Here is a 22258-nt window from a genome sequence, read left to right as displayed (position 1 = left end):
ATGAACCGGCCCACCCCGAAACACGGACGCCGCCCCGGACGGGTTCCGGGCGGTGTCTTCCCGCATTCTTGACGGCGTCCGACGGGTCTGTCACTCAGGTGGCCGGATCGATCTCCCGCAGGAGACCGGTGTGCACGTCGAAGACGAAGCCTCGCACATCGTCTTCGTCGAGCAGGAAGGGGTTGGTCCGGACCCGCTGCACGGACTGGCGGACGTCCCGCTCGACGTCGCGGAAGGCCTCCACGGCCCGGGCGGGGCGCTGGCCGACCTCGTCCTCCAGCTCGTGCCGGAAGTCCTCGGTCAGGCTTTCGAGGCCGCGGCCGGTGTCGTGGACGAGGATGACCGAGCGGGTGCCCGGCATCCACCGGCTGATGGTGAGCGAGCGGATGGTGTCGTCGGTGACGACCCCTCCGGCGTTGGTGTGAGGGTGGACGAAGAAGGTCAACGAGCCCTGTTGTGAGCTAACCCACAAGGGTGAGGCGGGGGCGGCCGTCCGGGTGGTTCGCGGCTTTTGGGTCTTGTCCGGGGGAAGGGCGCACCGGGCACGGGGCGGTTCGTTGACCGCGGCGACCGTTGCACTAAAGTGACGCGAACCGGCCGGAGCCCGGCCCCCACCGGCCGCCCGGCCCCCCTGGTAACACTCCGCGTGCGCGGCGCGGCGTATGCCTGCCGCGCCGTTATCTGAGAGGGCGCTTTGACTAGCGAGTCCCGACATGTCCCGGTGATGCTCCAGCGGTGCCTGGACCTGTTGGCCCCGGCGCTGGAGAGGCCGGGGGCCGTCGTCGTCGACTGCACCCTCGGCCTCGGCGGCCACAGCGAGGCCCTGTTGACCCGGTTCCCCGAGGTGCGCCTGATCGGCCTCGACCGCGACAGGGAGGCCCTGCGGCTGTCCGGGGAGCGGCTCGCGCCCTTCGGCGACCGGGCCACCCTCGTCCACGCGATCTACGCCGACCTCGCCGAGGTGCTCGACGACCTGGGACTCCCGGCCGTCCAGGGCATCCTCTTCGACCTCGGCGTCTCCTCCATGCAGCTCGACGAGGCCGACCGCGGGTTCGCGTACGCGCAGGACGCCCCGCTGGACATGCGCATGGACCAGACGACCGGCATCAGCGCGGCCGAGGTCCTCAACACCTACGCCCCCGGCGAGCTGGTGCGGATCCTGCGCCAGTACGGCGAGGAGAAGCAGGCCAAGCGGATCGTGTCGGCGATCGTGCGGGAGCGGGAGAAGGAGCCCTTCTCCCACAGCGCCCGCCTCGTGGAGCTGATCCGTGACGCCCTGCCGCAGGCGGCCAAGCGCACCGGCGGCAACCCCGCCAAGCGGACCTTCCAGGCCCTGCGGATCGAGGTCAACGGCGAGCTCTCCGGGCTGGAGCGGGCCATCCCGGCGGCGGTCGACCGGATCGCGGTCGGCGGCCGGATCGCGGTGCTCTCGTACCACTCCCTGGAAGACCGCCTCGTGAAGCAGGTCTTCGCCGCCGGCGCCGCCTCCACGGCCCCGCCGGGGCTGCCGGTCGTCCCGGAGAAATACCAGCCGAAGCTGAAACTGCTGACGCGCGGTGCCGAGCTGCCGACCGAGGAGGAGATCGCCGAGAACCGGCGGGCCGCCCCGGCCCGGTTCCGGGGAGTCGAGCGCATCCGCGAGGCGCGGCTGTGACCAAGGCCCGCGCGGGCGCCCGGCCGCGGCAGCAGGGCGGCGGGGCGGCGCGGATGCCGTTCGTCCTGCTGGTGGTGGCGCTGCTCGCGGGCGGACTGATCAGCCTCCTGCTGCTGAACTCGGCGCTGAACGAGGGCTCCTTCCAGCTGAGCCGGCTGAAGAAGGAGACCACCGCGCTGACGGACGAGCAGCAGGCGCTCCAGCGGGACGTGGACGGCTACTCGGCGCCGGACGCCCTCCAGCGGCGGGCCCGCGAACTGGGGCTGGTGCCCGGCGGCAGCCCCGTCTTCCTCCGCCCCGACGGCAGTGTCGCGGGCAGCCCGGTGCCGGCCGAGGCCCCGGCCCCGCCGCCCGCGGCCACGCCCACGCCGGCGGCCGCGCCCCCGAGCCCGGCGCCGTCCGCCCCCGGGGCGTCCGTACCGCCCTCCGGGCCCCCCGCGCCCGCCACGGGCCCGCCCGCGCCCCCGCAACCCCAGCCACAGCCGAGCCAGACCCCTGGAAGGTGACGTCGTGACGCGGACCCCCGTGGGGCATCTCACCGCCCCGCCCTTCCCCTGTTCCGCGGACCCCGCCCGGCCCCGCGCCACGAGCGCGGACGCGGCCGGGACGGTCCGGCCCCGCCGCACGGCGGAGCCCCGCGGGCCGCTCCCGCCGGCGTCCGGAGCGCACGGTCCGCGGCGCGGCCCCGGGGCGGCAGGCCCCCACCGGTGCGGCGGGCGCCGCACCGCACGGCGGAGGAGCCACCGGTGAGCCCCGCGGAGCCACCCCGGCGGCGGGTGACCGGGCCGCCGCGGCCGCGCCCCGGCGACCGGGCCCGGGCGACCGCCCGGCCCGCCGCGCGGCGCACCCCGCACACCATCCGCCTCGGCAACCCCAAACCCCGGCTGCGCCTGGTCGGCGTCGGCCTCACCCTGGTCATGCTCGCCTTCGTGGTGCGGCTCCTCCAGGTGCAGGCCGTCGACGCCTCCTCGTACTCCGCCAAGGCCAGCGAGAACCGCTTCCTCAGCCACACCCTGGCCGCCGAGCGCGGGGAGATCACCGATCGCAAGGGCGTGGCCCTGGCCACCAGCGTCGACGCGTACGACATCACCGCCGACCCCAAGATGTTCACCCCGCAGGAGAGCAAGGCCCCCGACGCCCCCCAGCAGGCCGCGGCGCTCCTCGCGCCCATCCTCGGAGCCGACGCCGAAGAGCTCGCCAAGCGCCTCCAGACCAAGAACAGCCGCTACGTGGTCCTGGCGCGCCGCCAGACCCCCCAGGTCTGGAACCAGATCAAGGACCTCAAGAAGCTCTTCGCCGACAAGGCGGCCGCCGACAAGAAGAAGAACGGCCCCGGCGCCAACGTCATCGCCGGCGTCTTCAACGAGGTCAGCAGCAAGCGCGTGTACCCGGGCGGGGACCTCGCCGCCGGGATACTGGGTTACGTCAACGCCGACGGCAAGGGCGGCGGAGGCCTGGAATCCGCCCTCGACAAGAAGCTCTCCGGCAAGGACGGCGAACTGACCTACGCCCAGTCCGGCGGCCGCCGCGTCCCCACCGCGGGATCCAGCGAGAAGCCCGCCGTACCCGGCGACGACATCGAGCTGACCATCGACCGCGACATTCAGTGGGCCGCGCAGAGCGCCATCGCCGAGCAGGTCGAGAAGTCCGGCGCCGACCGCGGCTACGTCATCGTCCAGGACACCCGCACCGGCGAGGTACTGGCCATGGCCAACGCCCCCGGCTTCGACCCCAACGACCTGAGCCGGGCCAGCTCCGCCGCCATGGGCAACGCCGCGCTCCAGGACGTGTACGAGCCCGGCTCCACCGCCAAGGTGATGTCGATGGCCGCCGTCCTGGAGGAGAAGAAGGCACGCCCAGACACCCACGTCGAGGTCCCCAACCGGCTCCACCGCGGCGACCGGCTCTTCAAGGACGACGTCGACCACCCGACCTGGTACCTGACCCTCAACGGGGTCCTCGCCAAGTCCTCCAACATCGGCACCATCCTGGCCACCGGCCAGCTCGGCGCCACGCAGGCCGAGGCCAACCGGGTCCTGTACTCGTACCTGGACAAGTTCGGCATCGGACGCCCCACCGGCCTGAACTACCCCGGCGAATCCCGGGGGATCCTCGCCAGGCCCGAGGCCTGGTCCACCTCCCAGCAGTACACGATCCCCTTCGGCCAGGGCCTGTCCGTCAACGCCATGCAGGCGGCCTCCGTGTACTCCACCATCGCCAACGGCGGGGTGCGCATCACCCCGACCCTGGTACGCGGCACCAAGGGCCCCGACGGCCGCTTCACCCCGGCCCCCGCCCCCGAGCGGACCACCGTGATCAGCGCCGAGACGGCCCGGACCCTCGCCGAGATGCTGGAGTCCGTGGTCGACGACCAGGAGGGCACCGGCACCAAGGCGAAGATCCCCGGCTACCGCGTCGGCGGGAAGACCGGCACGTCCAACCGGGTGGATCCGGCCACCGGCCGCTACAAGGGCTACACGGCCTCCTTCGCCGGCTTCGCCCCCGCCGACGCCCCCCGCGTCACCGTCTACTGCGCCATCCAGAACCCCACCAAGGGCAGCTACTTCGGCGGCCAGATCTGCGGCCCGATCTACAAGACGGTCATGGAGTTCGCCCTCAAGACCCTCCAGGTCGCACCCACCGGAACGGCCCCCGCCGGCCTGCCCGTGACCTACGAGGCGGGCCCGCCGTCCGCCGCCCCCGGCAGCGCCCCGACCGCCCCGCGGCCCGGGCAGTGAACCGACCGTCCAGCCACCAGAGCGCGAGGCACGACCAGTGACAACGATCACCCCGCAACCGGGGAACCAGACGGCCGCCGGCGCGCAAGCGGGGCCCTCGCTTCGCGAGCGGCCCGCCGCGCCCGGTACGCTCACCGCCGTGCCTCACGCTGATCAGCCCAGAACCGCCCAGAAAGACGCCCCGGCAGCGCCGCCGGGAGCGCCCCGGCCCGTGACCGCCCGCCCGACCCCGCTGGGCGAGCTGGCCACCCTGCTGGGTCTGCCCGAGTCCGGCGCCGCTCAGATCACCGGCATCACGCACGACTCCCGTGCGGTACGCCCCGGAGACCTGTACGCGGCCCTGCCCGGCGCCCGGCTGCACGGTGCGGACTTCGCCGCCCAGGCGGCCGCCCTCGGCGCCGCCGCCGTGCTGACCGACCCGGAGGGCGCCGAACGCGCCGCCGCGACCGGGCTGCCGGTCCTGGCCGTCGCCGACGTGCGCTCCCGGATGGGCGAGGTCGCCGCCGAGATCTACGGACGGCCCGGCGAGGCCCTGCTCCAGCTCGGCATCACCGGCACCTCCGGCAAGACCACCACCGCGTACCTCGTCGAAGGCGGGCTGCGCGCGGCGGGACGTACCACCGGACTCGTCGGCACCGTCGAGATGCGCATCGGCGACGAGCGCATCAAGTCCGAGCGGACCACCCCCGAGGCCACCGACCTCCAGGCACTGTTCGCCGTCATGCGCGAACGCGGCGTCGACGCCGTGGCGATGGAGGTCTCCAGCCACGCCCTGGTCCTGGGCCGGGTCGACGGCTGCGTCTTCGACGTCGCCGTCTTCAACAACCTCAGCCCGGAACACATGGAGTTCCACACGGGCATGGAGGACTACTTCCAGGCCAAGGCCCAGCTCTTCACCGAACGCCGGGCCCGCGTCGGCGTGGTCAACATCGACGACGAGTACGGCCGCCGCCTCGCCAAGGAGGCGCCGATCCCGGTCGTCACCTTCTCCGCCACCGGCGACCCGGCCGCCGACTGGCGCGCCGAGGACGTGGTCAGCGGCCACATGGACTCCACCCTGACCCTGCTCGGGCCGGCGGGACAGCGCGTACGGGCCAAGGCCCCGCTGCCCGGCCCGTTCAACGTCGCCAACACCGTCGCCGCGGTCGTCACGCTCGCCACCGCCGGCCTCGACCCCCAGACCGCCGCCGACGGCGTCGCCGCGGTCCCGGGCGTCCCCGGCCGCCTGGAGCGGGTCGACGCGGGACAGCCGTACCTGGCCGTCGTCGACTACGCCCACAAGACGGACGCCGTCGAGTCGGTGCTGCGCGCCCTGCGCGAGGTCACCACCGGCAAGCTGCACATCGTCCTCGGCTGCGGCGGCGACCGCGACACCACCAAGCGCGGCCCGATGGGCGCCGCGGCGGCCCGGTACGCCGACACCGCGGTCCTGACCTCCGACAACCCGCGCTCCGAGGACCCCCTGAGGATCCTCGCCGCGATGTTCGAGGGCGCCGTCTCCGTGCCCGCCGAGGAGCGCGGCGCGGTCCTCGTCGACGCCGACCGCGCCGCGGCCATCGCCGCGGCCGTCGCGCGCGCCGAGGCCGGCGACACCGTCCTCGTCGCCGGCAAGGGCCACGAGCAGGGCCAGGACACCGCGGGCGTCGTACGCCCCTTCGACGACCGCGCCGTGCTCCGCGCGGCCATCGAGAACCAGCAGCTCAGCGCCCGACAGGCCGAGGTGGACCAGTGATCGCCCTTTCCCTCGCCGAGATCGCCGACATCACCGGCGGGCGGCCCCACGACATACCGGATCCGGCGGTGCGGATCGGCGGACCCGTCGTCATCGACTCCCGCCAGGTAGAGCCCGGCAGCCTCTTCGCCGCCTTCGCGGGCGAGCACGTCGACGGCCACGACTACGCCGAGCGCGCCGTCGCCGCCGGGGCCGCCGCGGTCCTCGCGACCCGGCCCGTCGGCGTACCGGCGATCGTGGTGCCCGACGTGGAGAAGGCGCTCGGCGCCCTCGCCCGCGCCGTCGTCGAACGTCTCGGCACCGACGTGGTCGCCCTGACCGGCTCCGCCGGCAAGACCTCCACCAAGGACCTCATCGCCCAGGTGCTCCAGCACCACGCGCCCACCGTGTGGACGCCCGGCTCCCTCAACAACGAGATCGGCCTGCCGCTCACGGCCCTGAAGGCCACCGGGGAAACCCGCCACCTGGTCCTGGAGATGGGCGCCCGCGGCATCGGCCACATCGCCTACCTCACCGGACTGACCCCGCCGCGCATCGGCCTCGTCCTGAACGTCGGCACCGCCCACATCGGCGAGTTCGGCGGCCGCGAGGCCATCGCGCAGGCCAAGGGGGAACTGGTCGAGGCCCTGCCGTCCGAGGCCGAGGGCGGCGTCGCCGTACTCAACGCCGACGACCTGCTGGTACGCGCCATGTCGGCCCGCACGAAGGCCCGTACGGTCCTCTTCGGCGAGGCCGAGGACGCCGACGTACGCGCCACCGACGTGCGGATGACGCCCGCGGGGCAGCCCTCCTTCACACTCCACACACCCACCGGGTGCAGCGATGTGACCTTGCGGCTGTACGGTGAGCACCACGTGTCGAACGCGCTCGCCGCGGCCGCCGTCGCCCATGTCCTGGGCATGCCGGTCGAGGAGATCGCCACAGCGCTCTCCGGAGCGGGCACGCTGTCCCGGTGGCGGATGGAGGTCACCGAGCGCGAGGACGGCGTGACGATCGTCAACGACGCCTACAACGCGAACCCGGAGTCCATGCGGGCCGCCCTGCGCGCACTCGTCGCGATGGGCGAGTCCGGCAAGGCGAACGGGGGACGTACGTGGGCGGTGCTCGGCCCCATGGCCGAGCTCGGCGACGCATCGCTGGCCGAGCACGACGCGGTGGGACGGCTTGCCGTCCGGCTCAACGTGAGCAGGCTCGTGGCAGTCGGGGGCAGGGAAGCGTCCTGGCTGCAACTGGGCGCATATAACGAGGGTTCGTGGGGTGAGGAGTCGGTGCTCGTGTCCGACGCGCAGGCGGCGGTCGACCTGTTGCGCAGTGAACTGCGCCCGGGGGACGTCGTGCTGGTGAAGGCTTCCAGGTCGGTCGGCCTGGAGCGGGTCGCGCTGGCGTTGCTGGAGCGCGAGGGCGGGGTCGCCGACCGATGAGGCAGATCCTGTTCGCCGGTGTCATCGGCATGTTCCTCACCGTGATCGGCACCCCGCTGCTGATCAAGCTGCTGGCCCGCAAGGGCTACGGCCAGTTCATCCGCGACGACGGCCCGCGCGGCCACGCCGGGAAGAAGGGCACGCCCACCATGGGCGGCATCTCCTTCATCCTGGCCACGCTCATCGCGTACGCCCTGACGAAGGTCATCACCGGCGAGGAGCCGAGCTTCTCGGGCCTGCTGGTGCTGTTCCTGATGGCGGGTATGGGCCTGGTCGGTTACCTCGACGACTACATCAAGATCGTCAAGCGGCGTTCGCTCGGCCTGCGGGCCAAGGCCAAGATGGCCGGCCAGCTGATCGTCGGCGTCGCCTTCGCGGTGCTCGCGCTCCAGTTCAAGGACTCGCGCGGGCTCACCCCGGCCTCGATGAAGCTCTCCTTCGTCACGGACTTCGGCTGGTCCATCGGACCCGTCCTGTTCGTGGTCTGGGCCCTGTTCATGATCCTGGCCATGTCCAACGGCGTGAACCTGACCGACGGTCTTGACGGCCTCGCCACCGGCGCCGCCGTGATGGTCTTCGGCGCCTACACCTTCATCGGCGTCTGGCAGTTCCAGGAGTCCTGCGCGAACGCGATGACCCTGACCAATCCGAACGCCTGCTTCGAGGTGCGAGACCCGCTGGACCTCGCGGTCGTGGCCTCCGCCCTGATGGGTGCCTGCTTCGGCTTCCTGTGGTGGAACACCTCGCCCGCCAAGATCTTCATGGGCGACACCGGTTCGCTCGCGCTCGGCGGCGCCCTCGCGGGCCTGGCCATCTGCTCCCGCACGGAGTTCCTGATGGCGCTCCTCGGCGGCCTCTTCGTGCTCATCACGATGTCGGTCGTCATCCAGGTCGGCTCCTTCAAGCTGACCGGGAAGCGCGTCTTCCGGATGGCCCCGCTCCAGCACCACTTCGAACTCAAGGGCTGGTCCGAAGTCCTCGTCGTGGTCCGCTTCTGGATCATCCAGGGCATGTGCGTGATCGTCGGCCTCGGTCTCTTCTACGCGGGATGGGCAGCAGACAAGTGACCTCCTGGCAGGACAGGAACATCACCGTCGCCGGTCTCGGCGTGAGCGGCATCAGTGCCGCCCGCGCCCTGGCCGGCCTCGGCGCGTCCGTCACCGTCGTCGACGGCGGCGACAGCGAGGGCCACCGGGCCCGGGCCGCGGAGCTGGAAGCGCGGGCCAAGGGCGTCTCCGTGCGCCTCGGTGACGCCGAGACCCTCCCCGAGGGCACCGACCTGGTCGTCACCTCGCCCGGCTGGAAGCCCGACAGCCCGCTCTTCCTGGCGGCGGCCAAGGCCGGCGTGGACGTCGTCGGCGACGTCGAGATCGCCTGGCAGCTGCGTGGTGAGAACGCGGCGCCCTGGCTCGCGATCACCGGCACCAACGGCAAGACCACCACCACCCAGATGCTGGCGTCGATCCTGAGGGCGGCCGGTCTGAAGACCGCCGCCGTCGGCAACATCGGCACCCCCATCATCGACGTGGTGACCGGCGACGAGCACTACGACGTGCTCGCCGTCGAACTCTCCAGCTACCAGCTGCACTGGGCGCCCTCCGTACGCGCCCACTCGGCGGCCGTGCTCAACCTGGCCCCGGACCACCTCGACTGGCACGGCTCCATGGAGGCGTACGCCGCCGACAAGGGCCGCATCTACGAGGGCAACACCATCGCCTGCGTCTACAACGTCGCCGACCCGGCCACCGAGAGGCTGGTCGAGGAGGCCGACGTCGAGGAGGGCTGCCGGGCCATCGGCTTCACCCTCGGCGCCCCCGGCCCCTCCATGCTCGGTGTGGTCGACGGGATCCTCGTGGACCGGGCGTTCGTACAGAACCGGCAGAAGAACGCCCAGGAGCTGGCGCACGTCGAAGACGTGAACCCGCCCGCCCCGCACAACATCGCCAACGCCCTCGCCGCCGCCGCCCTCGCCCGCGCCTTCGGCGTCGAGCCGCGCGCGGTCCGCGACGGGCTGCGCGACTTCCGCCCCGACGCGCACCGCGTCGCGTACGTGGACGAGGTCGACGGGGTCCGGTACGTCGACGACTCCAAAGCGACCAACACCCACGCGGCGGAAGCCTCCCTCGCCGCCTTCGAACCGGTCGTCTGGATCGCCGGGGGCCTCGCCAAGGGCGCGACCTTCGACGAGCTGGTCCGGAAGTCCGCGAAACGGCTGCGCGCCGTCGTACTCATGGGCGCCGACCGGGCGCTGATCGCCGAGGCGCTGGCGCGACACGCCCCCGAGGTCCCGGTGACCGACCTCGAACGGACCGACACTGGGGCGATGCTCGCAGCGGTCCGGGAAGCGGCCCGGCTCGCGGAGCCCGGAGACACGGTCCTGCTGGCGCCCGCGTGCGCCTCGATGGACATGTTCGCGAACTACAACACGCGTGGGGACGCGTTCGCCGACGCGGTACGCGAACTGGCCTCCGGGAGTGCCGCGGACAAGGTCTAGGCCGAGGCGCCGGGACAGGTTCCCTCCGGCCGGCTGCTCGCCCCGTACGAGTGGAGGGGAAGATCACAGATGCCGGCCAAGCAGATGCTGCCGGGGCGGCGGCCCGCCGCCGTCAAGGCGCAGGGCCGCAAACGCCCGGCGGGCGGTGCCAAGCGCCCCGCCGGGCGCGGGCCGCTGGCGGGGCTGCGGCGTACGCAGCGGCAGTTGAGCAAGGCCTGGGACCGCCCGCTCACCGCGTATTACCTGATTTTCGGCAGCTCGTTGCTCATCACCGTGCTCGGGCTGGTGATGGTCTACTCGGCCTCCATGATCAAGGCGCTCCAGCTGGGCCTGGGGGACGCCTACTTCTTCAAGAAGCAGTTCCTGGCCGCCCTGATCGGCGGCGCACTGCTCTTCGCCGCCTCCCGCATGCCGGTCAAACTCCACCGCGCGCTGTCCTATCCGGTGCTCGCCGGCACCCTGTTCCTGATGGTCCTGGTCCAGGTCCCCGGGATAGGGGTCTCGATCAACGGCAACCAGAACTGGATCTCCCTGGGCGGCCCGTTCATGCTCCAGCCCAGCGAGTTCGGCAAGCTCGCGCTGATCCTGTGGGGCGCCGACCTGCTGGCCCGCAAGGGCGACAAGGGGCTGCTGAGCCAGTGGAAGCACCTGCTGGTGCCGCTCGTCCCGGTGGCCTTCCTGCTGCTCGGGCTGATCATGCTCGGCGGGGACATGGGCACCGCGATGATCCTCGGCGCCGTCCTGTTCGGCCTGCTGTGGCTCGCCGGGGCGCCGACGCGGCTGTTCGTGGGCGTACTCGCCTTCGCGGGTGTGATCGTCGCACTGCTCATCAAGACCAGTCCGCACCGCATGGACCGGCTCTCCTGCCTCGGGGCGACGGAACCGGGCAAGAACGACCTCTGCTGGCAAGCCGTACACGGGATCTACGCCCTGGCCTCCGGCGGATGGTTCGGTTCCGGTCTCGGGGCGAGTGTGGAAAAATGGGGGCAACTGCCCGAGGCCCACACCGACTTCATCTTTGCCATCACCGGTGAGGAACTGGGCCTGGCAGGGACGCTGTCGGTCCTCGCCCTGTTCGCGGCTCTAGGCTATGCGGGTATCCGCGTGGCCGGACGCACGGAGGACTCCTTCGTACGGTATGCCGCGGGAGGCGTGACCACCTGGATCACGGCCCAGGCCGTGATCAACATCGGTGCGGTGCTCGGCCTGCTGCCGATCGCCGGGGTCCCGCTCCCGCTGTTCTCCTACGGAGGGTCGGCCCTGCTGCCGACCATGTTCGCGGTCGGACTGCTCATCGCGTTCGCGCGGGAGGAACCGGCGGCGCGGGCGGCGCTCGCGATGCGACAGCCCAGAGCGGGCTGGAAGCGGAGCGGGCCGATATGGAAGTCGATGAGACGGCGCGTCAAGAGGCGTCCGTCCGGAGAGCGGTGAATTTCGGTGCATGTCGTACTCGCCGGTGGGGGGACCGCCGGCCACATCGAGCCGGCGCTGGCCCTCGCGGACGCACTGCGCAGGCAGGACCCGACCGTGGGCATCACCGCCCTCGGCACGGAACGGGGCCTGGAGACCCGTCTGGTGCCGGAGCGCGGCTACGAGCTGGGGCTGATCCCCGCCGTGCCGCTGCCCCGCAGGCCCACCCCGGAGCTGATCACCGTTCCCGGGCGGCTGCGCGGCACCATCAAGGCCGCCGAGGAGATCCTCACGCGCACCAAGGCCGACGTGGTCGTCGGCTTCGGCGGTTACGTGGCCCTGCCCGGCTACCTCGCGGCCAAGCGCCTCGGGGTGCCCATCATCGTCCACGAGGCCAACGCCCGCCCCGGACTGGCCAACAAGATCGGCTCCCGCTACGCGCACGCCGTCGCGGTCTCCACGCCCGACAGCAAGCTGCGCGGCGCCCGCTACGTGGGCATCCCGCTGCGCCGCTCGATCTCCACCCTCGACCGGGCCGCCGTGCGCCCCGAGGCACGGGCCGCCTTCGGCCTGGACCCGAACCTGCCGACGCTGCTGGTCTCCGGAGGCTCCCAGGGCGCCCGCCGCCTCAACGAGACGATCCAGCAAGTCGCGTCGACCCTCCAGCGCTCCGGGATCCAGATCCTGCACGCGGTCGGCCCGAAGAACGAAATGCCGCGTGTCGACAACATGCCCGGGATGCCGCCGTATGTGCCGGTACCGTACGTGGACCGGATGGACCTCGCGTACGCCGCCGCCGACATGATGCTGTGCCGCGCGGGTGCGATGACCGTCGCCGAGCTCTCCGCCGTCGGACTGCCGGCCGCCTACGTACCGCTGCCCATTGGCAACGGCGAACAGCGGCTCAATGCCCAGCCGGTGGTCAAGGCCGGCGGCGGCCTGCTCGTGGACGACGCGGAACTGACGCCCGAGTGGGTGCTCGGCCAGGTCCTCCCGGTGCTGTCCGATCCGCACCGCCTGTACGAGATGTCCCGCGCCGCCGCCGAGTTCGGCCGCCGGGACGCCGACGACCTGCTCGTCGGCCTGGTCTACGAGGCGATCGCGGCCGCACGCGGGTAACCGCTGACCCAGGAGGCGCAGGAGTGGCCGGAGCGACGACGGCAGAGCGCGGCCCTTCCGGCCGGGGCGGCAAGGGAGACAAGGGCGCCAAGGGGCCCAAGGGAGCCAAGGGGGCGGAAGCACCCAAAGCGCCCAAGCGCCCCAAGTCGCCGAAGCCGCCGAGGAGATCCGGCCCCCAGAGGCCCGGCCGCGCACTGCCGCGCCGGGTCCGCCTGCTGGCCTCCCTCGCCGCCGCGGTGCTCCTCGCCGCCGGCGTCGTCTGGGCGCTCTACGGCTCCTCCTGGCTCCGCGTCGAGCGGGTCACGGTCTCCGGTACCGAGGTGCTCACCCCCGAGCAGGTCCTCGCCGCGGCGGCCGTGCCCGTCGGCGCACCCCTGGTGAGCGTGGACACCGACGAGATCGCGGGCCGGGTGCGCGGCCGGCTGCCCCGCGTCGATTCGGTCGACGTGGTGCGGTCGTGGCCGCACGGGATCGCGCTGAAAGTGACGGAACGCAAACCGGTCCTGCTCATCAAGAAGGACGGGCAGTTCGTCGAAGTGGACGCTTCCGGTGTGCGATTCGACACGGTCCGGCAAGCACCCGCGCACGTTCCGGTCCTCGAATTGGCAGCGCGGGACTCGCCGAGCGCCCGCCGTTTCGACGCCGAACGGCTGCTGAGGGAGGCGGTCGGCATCGCCGGGAGCCTCCCCCGGCCCATCGCCGAGGAGACGTTGCAGGTCACGGTCCGGTCGTACGATTCGGTCGTACTGCGACTCACGAAGGGCCGTACGGTCGTCTGGGGGAGCGGCGAACTGGGTGAGGCGAAGGGCAAGGCGCTGACGGCTCTGCTGAAAGCCTCGCCCAAGGCCGACCACTTCGACGTGAGCGTCCCCACGGCGCCTGCGGTGTCCGGGAGTTGACGTCGGGTCGAACACCGACGCACCCTGGTTGGCCACCGATACGGGTGATCACATAGGGTGAAAAGAAAAACGGGAGGTTCGGCGTGTTCGTTGAACACGCGCTACTTGTCGACTTAGTGTCCTGTTCGGAAGAGTCCAGGGAACAGACACACCCCTAACCCTAAACTTAAGGGTGAGGGTTCGGGTCGGCGCGTACGGACCGTCCCACATTTCGGCATCAGTCGTCGCTACGCAGGCCCGCGAGGCGGCGACACGTAACTCGAGGCGAGAGGCCTTCGACGTGGCAGCACCGCAGAACTACCTCGCAGTCATCAAGGTCATCGGTGTCGGCGGCGGTGGTGTCAATGCCATCAACCGAATGATCGAGGTCGGTCTCAAGGGCGTCGAGTTCATCGCCATCAACACCGACGCCCAGGCGCTGTTGATGAGCGACGCCGACGTCAAGCTCGACGTCGGCCGCGAACTCACCCGGGGCCTCGGCGCCGGAGCCAACCCGGCCGTCGGCCGCAAGGCGGCAGAGGACCACCGCGAGGAGATCGAGGAGGTCCTCAAGGGGGCCGACATGGTCTTCGTCACCGCCGGCGAGGGCGGCGGCACCGGCACCGGCGGCGCACCCGTCGTCGCCAACATCGCGCGCTCGCTCGGCGCCCTGACGATCGGTGTGGTCACCCGCCCGTTCACCTTCGAGGGCCGGCGCCGCGCGAACCAGGCGGAGGACGGCATCGCCGAGCTCCGCGAAGAGGTCGACACCCTCATCGTCATCCCCAACGACCGGCTGCTGTCCATCTCGGACCGCCAGGTCAGCGTGCTCGACGCCTTCAAGTCGGCCGACCAGGTCCTGCTCTCCGGCGTCCAGGGCATCACCGACCTCATCACCACCCCCGGTCTGATCAACCTCGACTTCGCCGACGTCAAGTCCGTGATGTCCGAGGCGGGCTCGGCCCTGATGGGCATCGGCTCCGCCCGCGGCGACGACCGCGCCGTGGCCGCCGCCGAGATGGCCATCTCCTCGCCGCTGCTGGAGGCGTCCATCGACGGCGCCCGCGGCGTGCTGCTCTCCATCTCCGGCGGCTCCGACCTCGGTCTGTTCGAGATCAACGAGGCCGCGCAGCTGGTGAGCGAGGCCGCCCACCCCGAGGCGAACATCATCTTCGGAGCCGTCATCGACGACGCGCTCGGCGACGAGGTGCGCGTCACCGTCATCGCGGCCGGCTTCGACGGCGGACAGCCCCCGGCCCGCCGGGACAACGTCATCGGCGCCGCGTCCACCAAGCGCGAGGAGCCGGCTCCCGCGCCGGTCCGCGCCCCCGAGCCGGTCCGCCCGGCCTTCGGCGGACTCGGCACGGTCACCCCCCGCGAGGAGCCCCCGGCCCCGGTGGAGATCCCGGTCGAGCCCGTGGCCCCCGCGCCGCAGGTCCCGACGGCCCGGCCCTACCAGGACAGCCCGGCCGAAGAGCTGGACGTACCGGACTTCTTGAAGTGACATCGGGGCAGCACAGCGAGAACGGCGCCCACTTCGCCTTCACCGACCGGTGGGGCGGGGTGAGCGCCGTTCCGTACGAGGAGCTCAATCTCGGCGGCGCGGTCGGAGACGACCCGGCCGCCGTTCGCGCGAACCGGGCGATCGCGGCCGAGGGCCTGGGCATCCGGCCGGACCGGGTGGTCTGGATGAACCAGGTGCACGGGCGGGACGTGGCCGTGGTCGACGGACCTTGGGCCGAGGGGGAGCCGATCCCGGAGGTCGACGCGGTGGTGACCGCCCGTCGGGGGCTCGCCCTCGCGGTGCTCACCGCCGACTGCACGCCCGTACTGCTGGCCGACCCCGTCGCCGGGATCGCCGGCGCCGCCCACGCCGGGCGGCCGGGGCTGGTCGCGGGGGTGGTGCCCGCCGCCGTCGAGGCGATGGTCGCCCTCGGCGCCGACCCCGCGCGCATGGTCGCCCGTACCGGACCGGCCGTCTGCGGCCGCTGCTACGAGGTGCCCGCCGAGATGCGCGAGCAGGTCGCCGCGGTGGTTCCGGCCGCGTGGGCCGAGACGAGCTGGGGGACGCCGGCCGTCGACGTGGTCGCCGGAGTGCACGCGCAGCTGGCCGGGGCGGGGGTGGCGCACGCGCACCGTTCGCCGGTCTGCACACTGGAGTCGCGGGACCACTTCTCGTACCGCCGCGACCGGGTGACCGGTCGGCTTGCCGGATATGTCTGGTTGGACTGACGAATGACGGATCGTAAGGCCGAGCTCGCCGCGAACCTCGCGCGAGTGGAGGAGCGCATCGCGGCCGCCTGCGCGGCGGCCGGACGCGAGCGGGAGGAGGTGACCCTCATCGTGGTCACCAAGACCTACCCGGCGAGCGACGTACGACTGCTGGCGGACCTGGGTGTCCGTCATGTTGCGGAAAATCGTGACCAGGACGCCGCCCCCAAGGCGGCCGCCTGCGCGGATCTGCCGCTGACCTGGCACTTCGTGGGCCAGTTGCAGACGAACAAAGTCCGTTCCGTGGCGGAATACGCGCATGTGGTGCAGTCGGTCGACCGGCCGAAGCTCATCACCGCGCTGTCGGCGGCCGCGGAGGGCCGGGGGCGCGAGCTCGGCTGCCTCGTGCAGATCGCCCTCGACGCCGAGTCGGGCGAGCGGGGTGCCCGGGGCGGAGCCGCACCGGACCTGATGGCCGAGTTGGCGGACCTCGTCGCGGGTGCGCCGGGACTGCGGATCGACGGGCTCATGACGGTCGCCCCCCTGGCGGGCCCCTACGCGGGGCGCGAACGGGCGGCCTTCGAGCGGATGATGGAATTGTCATCAAGCCTGCGCGCGGCCCATCCGGCTGCCACGATGGTGTCGGCCGGGATGAGCGCCGACCTGGAGCAGGCCGTGCTGGCGGGTGCGACACATGTACGCGTCGGCACTGCGGTACTCGGCGCGAGACCCCGGCTCGGGTAACGTCGCGAAGAAAGTCGGACCACAGCAGAAAATATGGTCATTTCCGCAGATGAGCGGACAGACCACGTGGATCGCGGGCAGTTGGTGACTTTGGTGACACAGCTACTTTGCTGACGGACACTCGACACCTGCGACAGGGCGATCCACCACAGAGCGGAGGACTCGGAGAATGGCCGGCGCGATGCGCAAGATGGCGGTCTACCTCGGCCTCGTGGAGGACGACCGGTACGACAACCCGGGGTACGACCCCGACGACGAGTTCGAGCCCGAACCGGAACCGGAGCGGGCCCGGGATCGAGAGCGTAGGCAGCAGCCGGTGCACCAAACGCCCGTAACGGACGAACCGGTACGAGCCGTACAGCCGCCCGCTCCGCGCGAGCCCCTCCCAATTCCGTCAGAAAACGGACGTCCCGCGCGAATTGCCCCCGTGGCATCCATCACACCTGACCGCACCAACCTGGAGAAGAACGCCCCCGTGATCATGCCCAAGGTCGTCTCCGAGCGGGAGCCGTACCGCATCACGACGCTGCACCCCCGGACCTACAACGAGGCCCGTACCATCGGGGAACACTTCCGTGAGGGCACCCCGGTGATCATGAATCTCACGGAGATGGACGACACCGACGCGAAGCGTCTCGTGGACTTCGCCGCCGGTCTCGTCTTCGGTCTGCACGGCAGCATTGAACGCGTGACACAGAAGGTGTTCCTGCTGTCTCCTGCTAACGTCGATGTCACGGCGGAGGACAAGGCCCGCATCGCGGAGGGCGGGTTCTTCAACCAAAGCTAGACCGATCCGTCAGAAACGGGACCGGGAACAGAGCGGAAGCAGGGGAGAGGGAAGCACGGGATGGGCGTCGCACTACAGGTGGTCTACATCGCGCTGATGTGCTTCCTCATCGTGTTGATCTTCCGACTGGTCATGGACTACGTGTTCCAGTTCGCACGTTCATGGACACCCGGCAAGGCGATGGTGGTCGTTCTGGAGGCCACCTACACTGTCACCGATCCACCGCTCAAGCTTCTTCGGCGCTTCATCCCGCCGTTGCGTCTCGGGGGCGTGGCACTCGACCTGTCCTTCTTCGTTCTGATGATCATCGTTTACATCCTCATCAGTTTCGTGAGCACCGCTGCGAGAAGCGTGTGAACGATGAGCTCCCCCGCAGGCGCGGGGACAGTCCCGATACGGTCCTGCCGACTGCCGACGACTACGTAGAGGTGAAGAAGACATGCCGCTGACTCCCGAGGACGTGCGGAACAAGCAGTTCACGACCGTCCGCCTGCGAGAAGGCTATGACGAGGACGAGGTCGACGCCTTCCTCGACGAGGTCGAGTCCGAGCTGACCCGTCTGCTGCGCGAGAACGAGGACCTGCGCGCCAAGCTGGCCGCCGCCACGCGTGCCGCCGCGCAGAACCAGCAGCAGCAGAACATGCGCAAGCCGGAGCCCCAGGACCAGCGCGGCCCGGGTGCCCCCGTGCCGGCGGCCATATCCGGCCCGCCGCAGCAGCAGCAGCCGCAGATGGGCCCGCCGCAGCTCCCGGCCGGTCCCGGCGGACACGGACCGCAGGGCCAGGGCCCGATGGGCGGCCCCATGCAGCAGCAGTCCATGGGTGGACAGCACCCGATGGCGCCGCAGCAGCAGATGGGCCAGCAGCAGCAGATGCAGCAGCAGATGCAGCAGCAGTCCATGGGCGGCCAGAACCAGCTCGGCCAGCCGATGGGCCAGCAGATGCAGCCGATGGGGCAGCAGATGCAGCCCATGGGCCAGCAGATGCAGCCGATGGGACAGCCGCAGCTCCCGCAGCAGGGCCCCGGTGGCGACAGCGCCGCCCGCGTCCTGTCGCTCGCGCAGCAGACCGCCGACCAGGCGATCGCGGAGGCCCGCTCCGAGGCCAACAAGATCGTCGGCGAGGCGCGCAGCCGCGCCGAGGGCCTGGAGCGGGACGCCCGTGCCAAGGCCGACGCGCTGGAGCGGGACGCGCAGGAGAAGCACCGCGTCGCGATGGGCTCCCTGGAGTCCGCCCGCGCCACGCTGGAGCGCAAGGTCGAGGACCTGCGGGGCTTCGAGCGTGAGTACCGTACGCGTCTGAAGTCCTACCTGGAGTCGCAGCTGCGCCAGCTGGAGACCCAGGCCGACGACTCCCTCGCGCCGCCGCGCACCCCGGCCGGTCCGGCCCTGCCGCCGTCGCCGTCGCCTTCGATGGCTCCGGCCGGTGCCATGGGGATGGGTGGCCCGTCCCCGATGGGCGGCCCGTCGCCGATGGGTGGTCCCTCGCCGATGGCCGGCGGTCCGTCCTACGGCGGGCAGCAGCAGATGTCCCCGGCGATGACGCAGCCGATGGCTCCGGTGAGGCCGGCCGCGCCGCAGCCGATGCAGGCGCCGTCTCCCATGCGGGGCTTCCTGATCGACGAGGACGACAACTAGGCGCCGCCGCGTCCGTCGGCAGTCGTTTCACGGGCCGGGCCCGGTTCCCCTTCGGGGGCGCCGGGCCCGGCCCGTTTCGCATGTCTCCTCCTCAACGCGCCGGGCTGCCGGGGGCGGAGACGGCTGTGGCCCGGCCCCCCGTGGTGGGGGGCCGGGCCACAGCCGCTTGCCGGGAGGCGTTACGCCTTGCGGAGGCGGAACGTCAGCGACAAGGACTCGTCCGTGAACGGGTCGCCGTACGAGGCGTCGGCCTCGCCGGACGCGAAGTCCGTCGCCAGGACCTCGTCCGCGATCAGCGCGGCGTGGTCGGTCAGGGCCGTCTCGACCTCCGGGGAGGTGGAGGACCAGCGCAGGGCGATGCGGTCCGCCACGTCGAGGCCGGAGTTCTTGCGGGCCTCCTGGATCAGGCGGATGGCGTCCCGCGCCAGGCCCGCGAGCCGCAGCTCCGGGGTGATCTCCAGGTCGAGGGCGACCGTCGCACCGGAGTCGGAGGCCACCGACCAGCCCTCGCGCGGGGTCTCCGTGATGATGACCTCCTCCGGGGTGAGGGTGATCGTCTCACCGTTCACCTCGACCTCCGCCGAACCGGAGCGCAGGGCCAGGGACAGGGCGGCGGCGTCGGCGGCGGCCACGGCCTTCGCCACGTCCTGCACGCCCTTGCCGAAGCGCTTGCCCAGCGCCCGGAAGTTGGCCTTGGCCGTGGTGTCCACCAGCGAGCCGCCGACCTCGGACAGGGAGGCCAGGGAGGAGACGTTCAGCTCCTCCGTGATCTGCGCCTGGAGCTCCGGGGACAGGGCGTCGAAGCCCACCGCCCCGACCAGCGCGCGCGACAGCGGCTGGCGGGTCTTGACCCCGGACTCCGCGCGCGTCGCACGGCCCAGCTCCACGAGGCGGCGTACCAGCAGCATCTGCTGCGACAGCACCGGGTCGATGGCGGAGGCGTCGGCCACCGGCCAGGTCGACAGGTGCACCGACTCCGGCGCGTCCGGGGTGACGGGGACGATCATGTCCTGCCAGACCCGCTCCGTGATGAAGGGGGTGAGGGGGGCCATGAGCCGGGTGACCGTCTCGACCACGTCGTGCAGGGTGCGCAGCGCGGCCGCGTCGCCCTGCCAGAACCGGCGGCGCGAGCGGCGCACGTACCAGTTGGACAGGTCGTCCACGAAGGCGGAGAGCAGCTTGCCCGCGCGCTGGGTGTCGTAGGCCTCCATCGCGTCCGTGACCTCGGTGACGAGGGTGTGGAGCTCGGAGAGCAGCCAGCGGTCGAGGACCGTGCGGTCGGCCGGCGCCGGGTCGGCGGCGGACGGCGCCCAGTTCGACGTACGGGCGTACAGGGCCTGGAAGGCGACCGTGTTCCAGTACGTGAGGAGCGTCTTGCGGACGACTTCCTGGATCGTGCCGTGGCCGACGCGCCGCGCCGCCCACGGGGAGCCGCCGGCCGCCATGAACCAGCGCACGGCGTCGGCGCCGTGCTGGTCCATGAGCGGGATCGGCTGGAGGATGTTGCCCAGGTGCTTGGACATCTTGCGGCCGTCCTCGGCGAGGATGTGGCCGAGGCAGACCACGTTCTCGTACGAGGACTTGTCGAAGACGAGGGTGCCGACCGCCATGAGGGTGTAGAACCACCCGCGCGTCTGGTCGATGGCCTCCGAGATGAACTGCGCCGGGTAGCGCTTCTCGAAGATCTCCTTGTTCTTGTACGGGTAGCCCCACTGCGCGAACGGCATGGAGCCCGAGTCGTACCAGGCGTCGATGACCTCGGGCACGCGGACGGCGGTCAGCGAACAGCCGTCGGCGGTGCAGGGGAAGGTCACGTCGTCGATGTACGGGCGGTGCGGGTCCAGGGCGGAGTGGTCCTGCCCGGACAGCTCGCTCAGCTCGGCGCGGGAGCCCACGCAGGTGAGGTGGTTCTCCTCGCAGCGCCAGATGGGCAGCGGGGTGCCCCAGTAGCGGTTGCGGGAGAGCGCCCAGTCGATGTTGTTGTTGAGCCAGTCGCCGAAGCGGCCCTGCTTGACCGACTCCGGGAACCAGTTGGTCTTCTCGTTCTCCCGCAGCATCGCGTCCTTGACGGCGGTGGTGCGGATGTACCAGGACGGCTGCGCGTAGTAGAGCAGCGCGGTGTGGCAGCGCCAGCAGTGCGGGTAGCTGTGCTCGTAGGCGATGTGCTTGAAGAGCAGGCCGCGCGCGTCGAGGTCGGCGGTCAGCTTCTCGTCGGCCTTCTTGAAGAAGATGCCGCCGACGAGCGGGACGTCCTCCTCGAAGGTGCCGTCGGCGCGGACCGGGTTCACGACCGGCATGCCGTACGAGCGGCAGACCGCGAGGTCGTCGGCGCCGAAGGCCGGGGCCTGGTGGACCAGACCGGTGCCGTCCTCGGTGGTGACGTAGTCGGCGTTGACGACGTAGTGCGCCGGCTCCGGGAACTCCACGAGCGCGAAGGGGCGCTCGTACGTCCAGCGCTCCATCTCCTTGCCCGTGAAGGTCCGGTCAGTGGCCTCCCAGCCCTCGCCGAGCGCTTTCTCCAGCAGCGGCTGGGCGACGACGAGGTTCTCCTCGCCGTTGGTCGCGACGACGTACGTGACCTCGGGGTGGGCGGCGACGGCGGTGTTCGAGACCAGGGTCCAGGGGGTGGTGGTCCACACGACCAGGGACGCCTCGCCGGCGAGCGGGCCGGAGGTCAGCGGGAAGCGGACGTAGACGGAGGGGTCGACGACCGTCTCGTAGCCCTGGGCCAGCTCGTGGTCGGACAGGCCGGTGCCGCAGCGCGGGCACCAGGGGGCCACGCGGTGGTCCTGGGTCAGCAGGCCCTTGTTGAAGATCTCCTTCAGGGACCACCAGACCGACTCGACGTACTCGGGGTCCATGGTCCGGTAGGCGTCGTCCAGGTCGACCCAGTAACCCATGCGGGTCGTGAGCTCGGTGAACGCGTCGGTGTGACGGGTCACGGACTCGCGGCACTTGGCGTTGAACTCGGCGATGCCGTACGCCTCGATGTCCTGCTTGCCGTTGAAGCCCAGTTCCTTCTCGACGGCCAGCTCCACGGGCAGGCCGTGGCAGTCCCAGCCGGCCTTGCGGGCCACGTGGTAGCCGCGCATGGTGCGGAAGCGGGGGAAGACGTCTTTGAAGACGCGGGCCTCGATGTGATGCGCGCCGGGCATGCCGTTCGCGGTGGGCGGGCCCTCGTAGAAGACCCATTCGGGGCGGCCCTCGGACTGTTCGAGCGTCTTGGCGAAGGTCTTGCTCTCGCGCCAGAAGTCGAGGACGGCGTGCTCGAGGGCGGGCAGGTCGACCTGGGCGGGTACCGGGCGGTACTGCGGCGGTGTGGTCATGAGGCTGAACTCTTCCTCCGGCGGTGTGTCGCTTCCGTCCGGAGGGACGAGAGCGTCTGCTGCTCCCGCGGTACCACCCTCCTTGGCCTCCGGACGGGTCCGGCGGCC

The 22258-nt window shown here is 71.5% G+C and carries 17 protein-coding genes and 1 pseudogene; 16 read left to right on the top strand and 2 right to left on the bottom strand.

What is annotated here, in order from left to right; genetic code table 11:
* Window positions 1-94: 94 nt before the first annotated feature.
* Window positions 95-430: pseudogene (locus ACFY7H_RS09490) on the bottom strand (carbonic anhydrase); the annotation flags it as partial.
* A gap of 294 nt (window positions 431-724) precedes the next feature.
* On the opposite strand from ACFY7H_RS09490, the gene rsmH reads away from it, so the two are divergent.
* The 16 genes from rsmH (at window position 725) to ACFY7H_RS09410 (ending at window position 18824) form a co-directional block, all read left to right on the top strand.
* Window positions 725-1654, top strand: a complete 930-nt coding sequence (rsmH, locus tag ACFY7H_RS09485) for a 16S rRNA (cytosine(1402)-N(4))-methyltransferase RsmH (RefSeq protein ID WP_388936198.1) — start codon at window positions 725-727, stop codon at window positions 1652-1654.
* Window positions 1651-2160 carry a hypothetical protein gene (locus ACFY7H_RS09480; RefSeq protein ID WP_388935470.1) on the top strand — a complete coding sequence of 170 codons (510 nt, stop codon included), beginning with the start codon at window positions 1651-1653 and terminating at the stop codon, window positions 2158-2160. The genes rsmH and ACFY7H_RS09480 overlap by 4 nt, the downstream gene beginning before the upstream one ends.
* A 240-nt stretch (window positions 2161-2400) precedes the next feature.
* A complete protein-coding gene (locus tag ACFY7H_RS09475; RefSeq protein WP_388935468.1) occupies window positions 2401-4392 on the top strand; it encodes a peptidoglycan D,D-transpeptidase FtsI family protein in 1992 nt (663 codons plus the stop codon).
* A 37-nt stretch (window positions 4393-4429) separates the two neighbouring features.
* Window positions 4430-6124: a UDP-N-acetylmuramoyl-L-alanyl-D-glutamate--2,6-diaminopimelate ligase gene (locus tag ACFY7H_RS09470; protein WP_388935465.1), complete on the top strand. Its 1695-nt coding sequence runs from the start codon at window positions 4430-4432 to the stop codon at window positions 6122-6124.
* Window positions 6121-7545 (top strand): UDP-N-acetylmuramoyl-tripeptide--D-alanyl-D-alanine ligase, encoded by a 1425-nt coding sequence (gene murF, locus ACFY7H_RS09465; protein ID WP_388935462.1) that lies wholly within the window; start codon window positions 6121-6123, stop codon window positions 7543-7545. The genes ACFY7H_RS09470 and murF overlap by 4 nt, the downstream gene beginning before the upstream one ends.
* Window positions 7542-8612: a phospho-N-acetylmuramoyl-pentapeptide-transferase gene (gene mraY, locus ACFY7H_RS09460; protein ID WP_388935460.1), complete on the top strand. Its 1071-nt coding sequence runs from the start codon at window positions 7542-7544 to the stop codon at window positions 8610-8612. The genes murF and mraY overlap by 4 nt, the downstream gene beginning before the upstream one ends.
* Window positions 8594-10039 carry a UDP-N-acetylmuramoyl-L-alanine--D-glutamate ligase gene (gene murD / locus ACFY7H_RS09455; protein WP_388935457.1) on the top strand — a complete coding sequence of 482 codons (1446 nt, stop codon included), beginning with the start codon at window positions 8594-8596 and terminating at the stop codon, window positions 10037-10039. Before mraY ends, murD begins: the two co-directional genes overlap by 19 nt.
* A gap of 69 nt (window positions 10040-10108) precedes the next feature.
* Window positions 10109-11470, top strand: a complete 1362-nt coding sequence (gene ftsW, locus ACFY7H_RS09450) for a putative lipid II flippase FtsW (RefSeq protein WP_388935453.1) — start codon at window positions 10109-10111, stop codon at window positions 11468-11470.
* A gap of 6 nt (window positions 11471-11476) precedes the next feature.
* Complete coding sequence (gene murG, locus ACFY7H_RS09445) at window positions 11477-12568, top strand: undecaprenyldiphospho-muramoylpentapeptide beta-N-acetylglucosaminyltransferase (RefSeq protein ID WP_388935451.1); 1092 nt, start codon at window positions 11477-11479, stop codon at window positions 12566-12568.
* Window positions 12569-12591: 23 nt separating this feature from the next.
* Entirely contained in the window at window positions 12592-13467 is an 876-nt protein-coding gene (locus ACFY7H_RS09440; RefSeq protein ID WP_388935448.1) for a cell division protein FtsQ/DivIB, read from the top strand.
* Window positions 13468-13747: 280 nt separating this feature from the next.
* Entirely contained in the window at window positions 13748-14950 is a 1203-nt protein-coding gene (gene ftsZ / locus ACFY7H_RS09435) for a cell division protein FtsZ (protein ID WP_388935446.1), read from the top strand.
* Window positions 14947-15678 carry a peptidoglycan editing factor PgeF gene (gene pgeF, locus ACFY7H_RS09430; protein WP_388935443.1) on the top strand — a complete coding sequence of 244 codons (732 nt, stop codon included), beginning with the start codon at window positions 14947-14949 and terminating at the stop codon, window positions 15676-15678. The genes ftsZ and pgeF overlap by 4 nt, the downstream gene beginning before the upstream one ends.
* Window positions 15679-15681: 3 nt before the next feature.
* Window positions 15682-16401, top strand: coding sequence for a YggS family pyridoxal phosphate-dependent enzyme (locus ACFY7H_RS09425; protein ID WP_388935440.1), 720 nt, complete (start codon window positions 15682-15684; stop codon window positions 16399-16401).
* A gap of 169 nt (window positions 16402-16570) precedes the next feature.
* Window positions 16571-17188: a cell division protein SepF gene (locus ACFY7H_RS09420; protein WP_388935436.1), complete on the top strand. Its 618-nt coding sequence runs from the start codon at window positions 16571-16573 to the stop codon at window positions 17186-17188.
* 60 nt (window positions 17189-17248) lie between these two features.
* Complete coding sequence (locus ACFY7H_RS09415) at window positions 17249-17545, top strand: YggT family protein (protein ID WP_030155988.1); 297 nt, start codon at window positions 17249-17251, stop codon at window positions 17543-17545.
* 82 nt (window positions 17546-17627) lie between these two features.
* Window positions 17628-18824: a DivIVA domain-containing protein gene (locus ACFY7H_RS09410; protein WP_388935432.1), complete on the top strand. Its 1197-nt coding sequence runs from the start codon at window positions 17628-17630 to the stop codon at window positions 18822-18824.
* A 179-nt stretch (window positions 18825-19003) separates the two neighbouring features.
* On the opposite strand, the gene ileS is transcribed toward ACFY7H_RS09410, so the two are convergent.
* Window positions 19004-22150, bottom strand: a complete 3147-nt coding sequence (ileS, locus tag ACFY7H_RS09405; RefSeq protein WP_388935429.1) for an isoleucine--tRNA ligase — start codon at window positions 22148-22150, stop codon at window positions 19004-19006.
* Window positions 22151-22258 lie beyond the last annotated feature (108 nt).

This window comes from Streptomyces sp. NPDC012794 (assembly GCF_042901085.1).
Classification (GTDB): Bacteria; Actinomycetota; Actinomycetes; order Streptomycetales; family Streptomycetaceae; genus Streptomyces.
The sequence above is the reverse complement of the archived record's forward strand: the minus strand, read 5'-3'. Positions and strand labels throughout refer to the sequence as shown.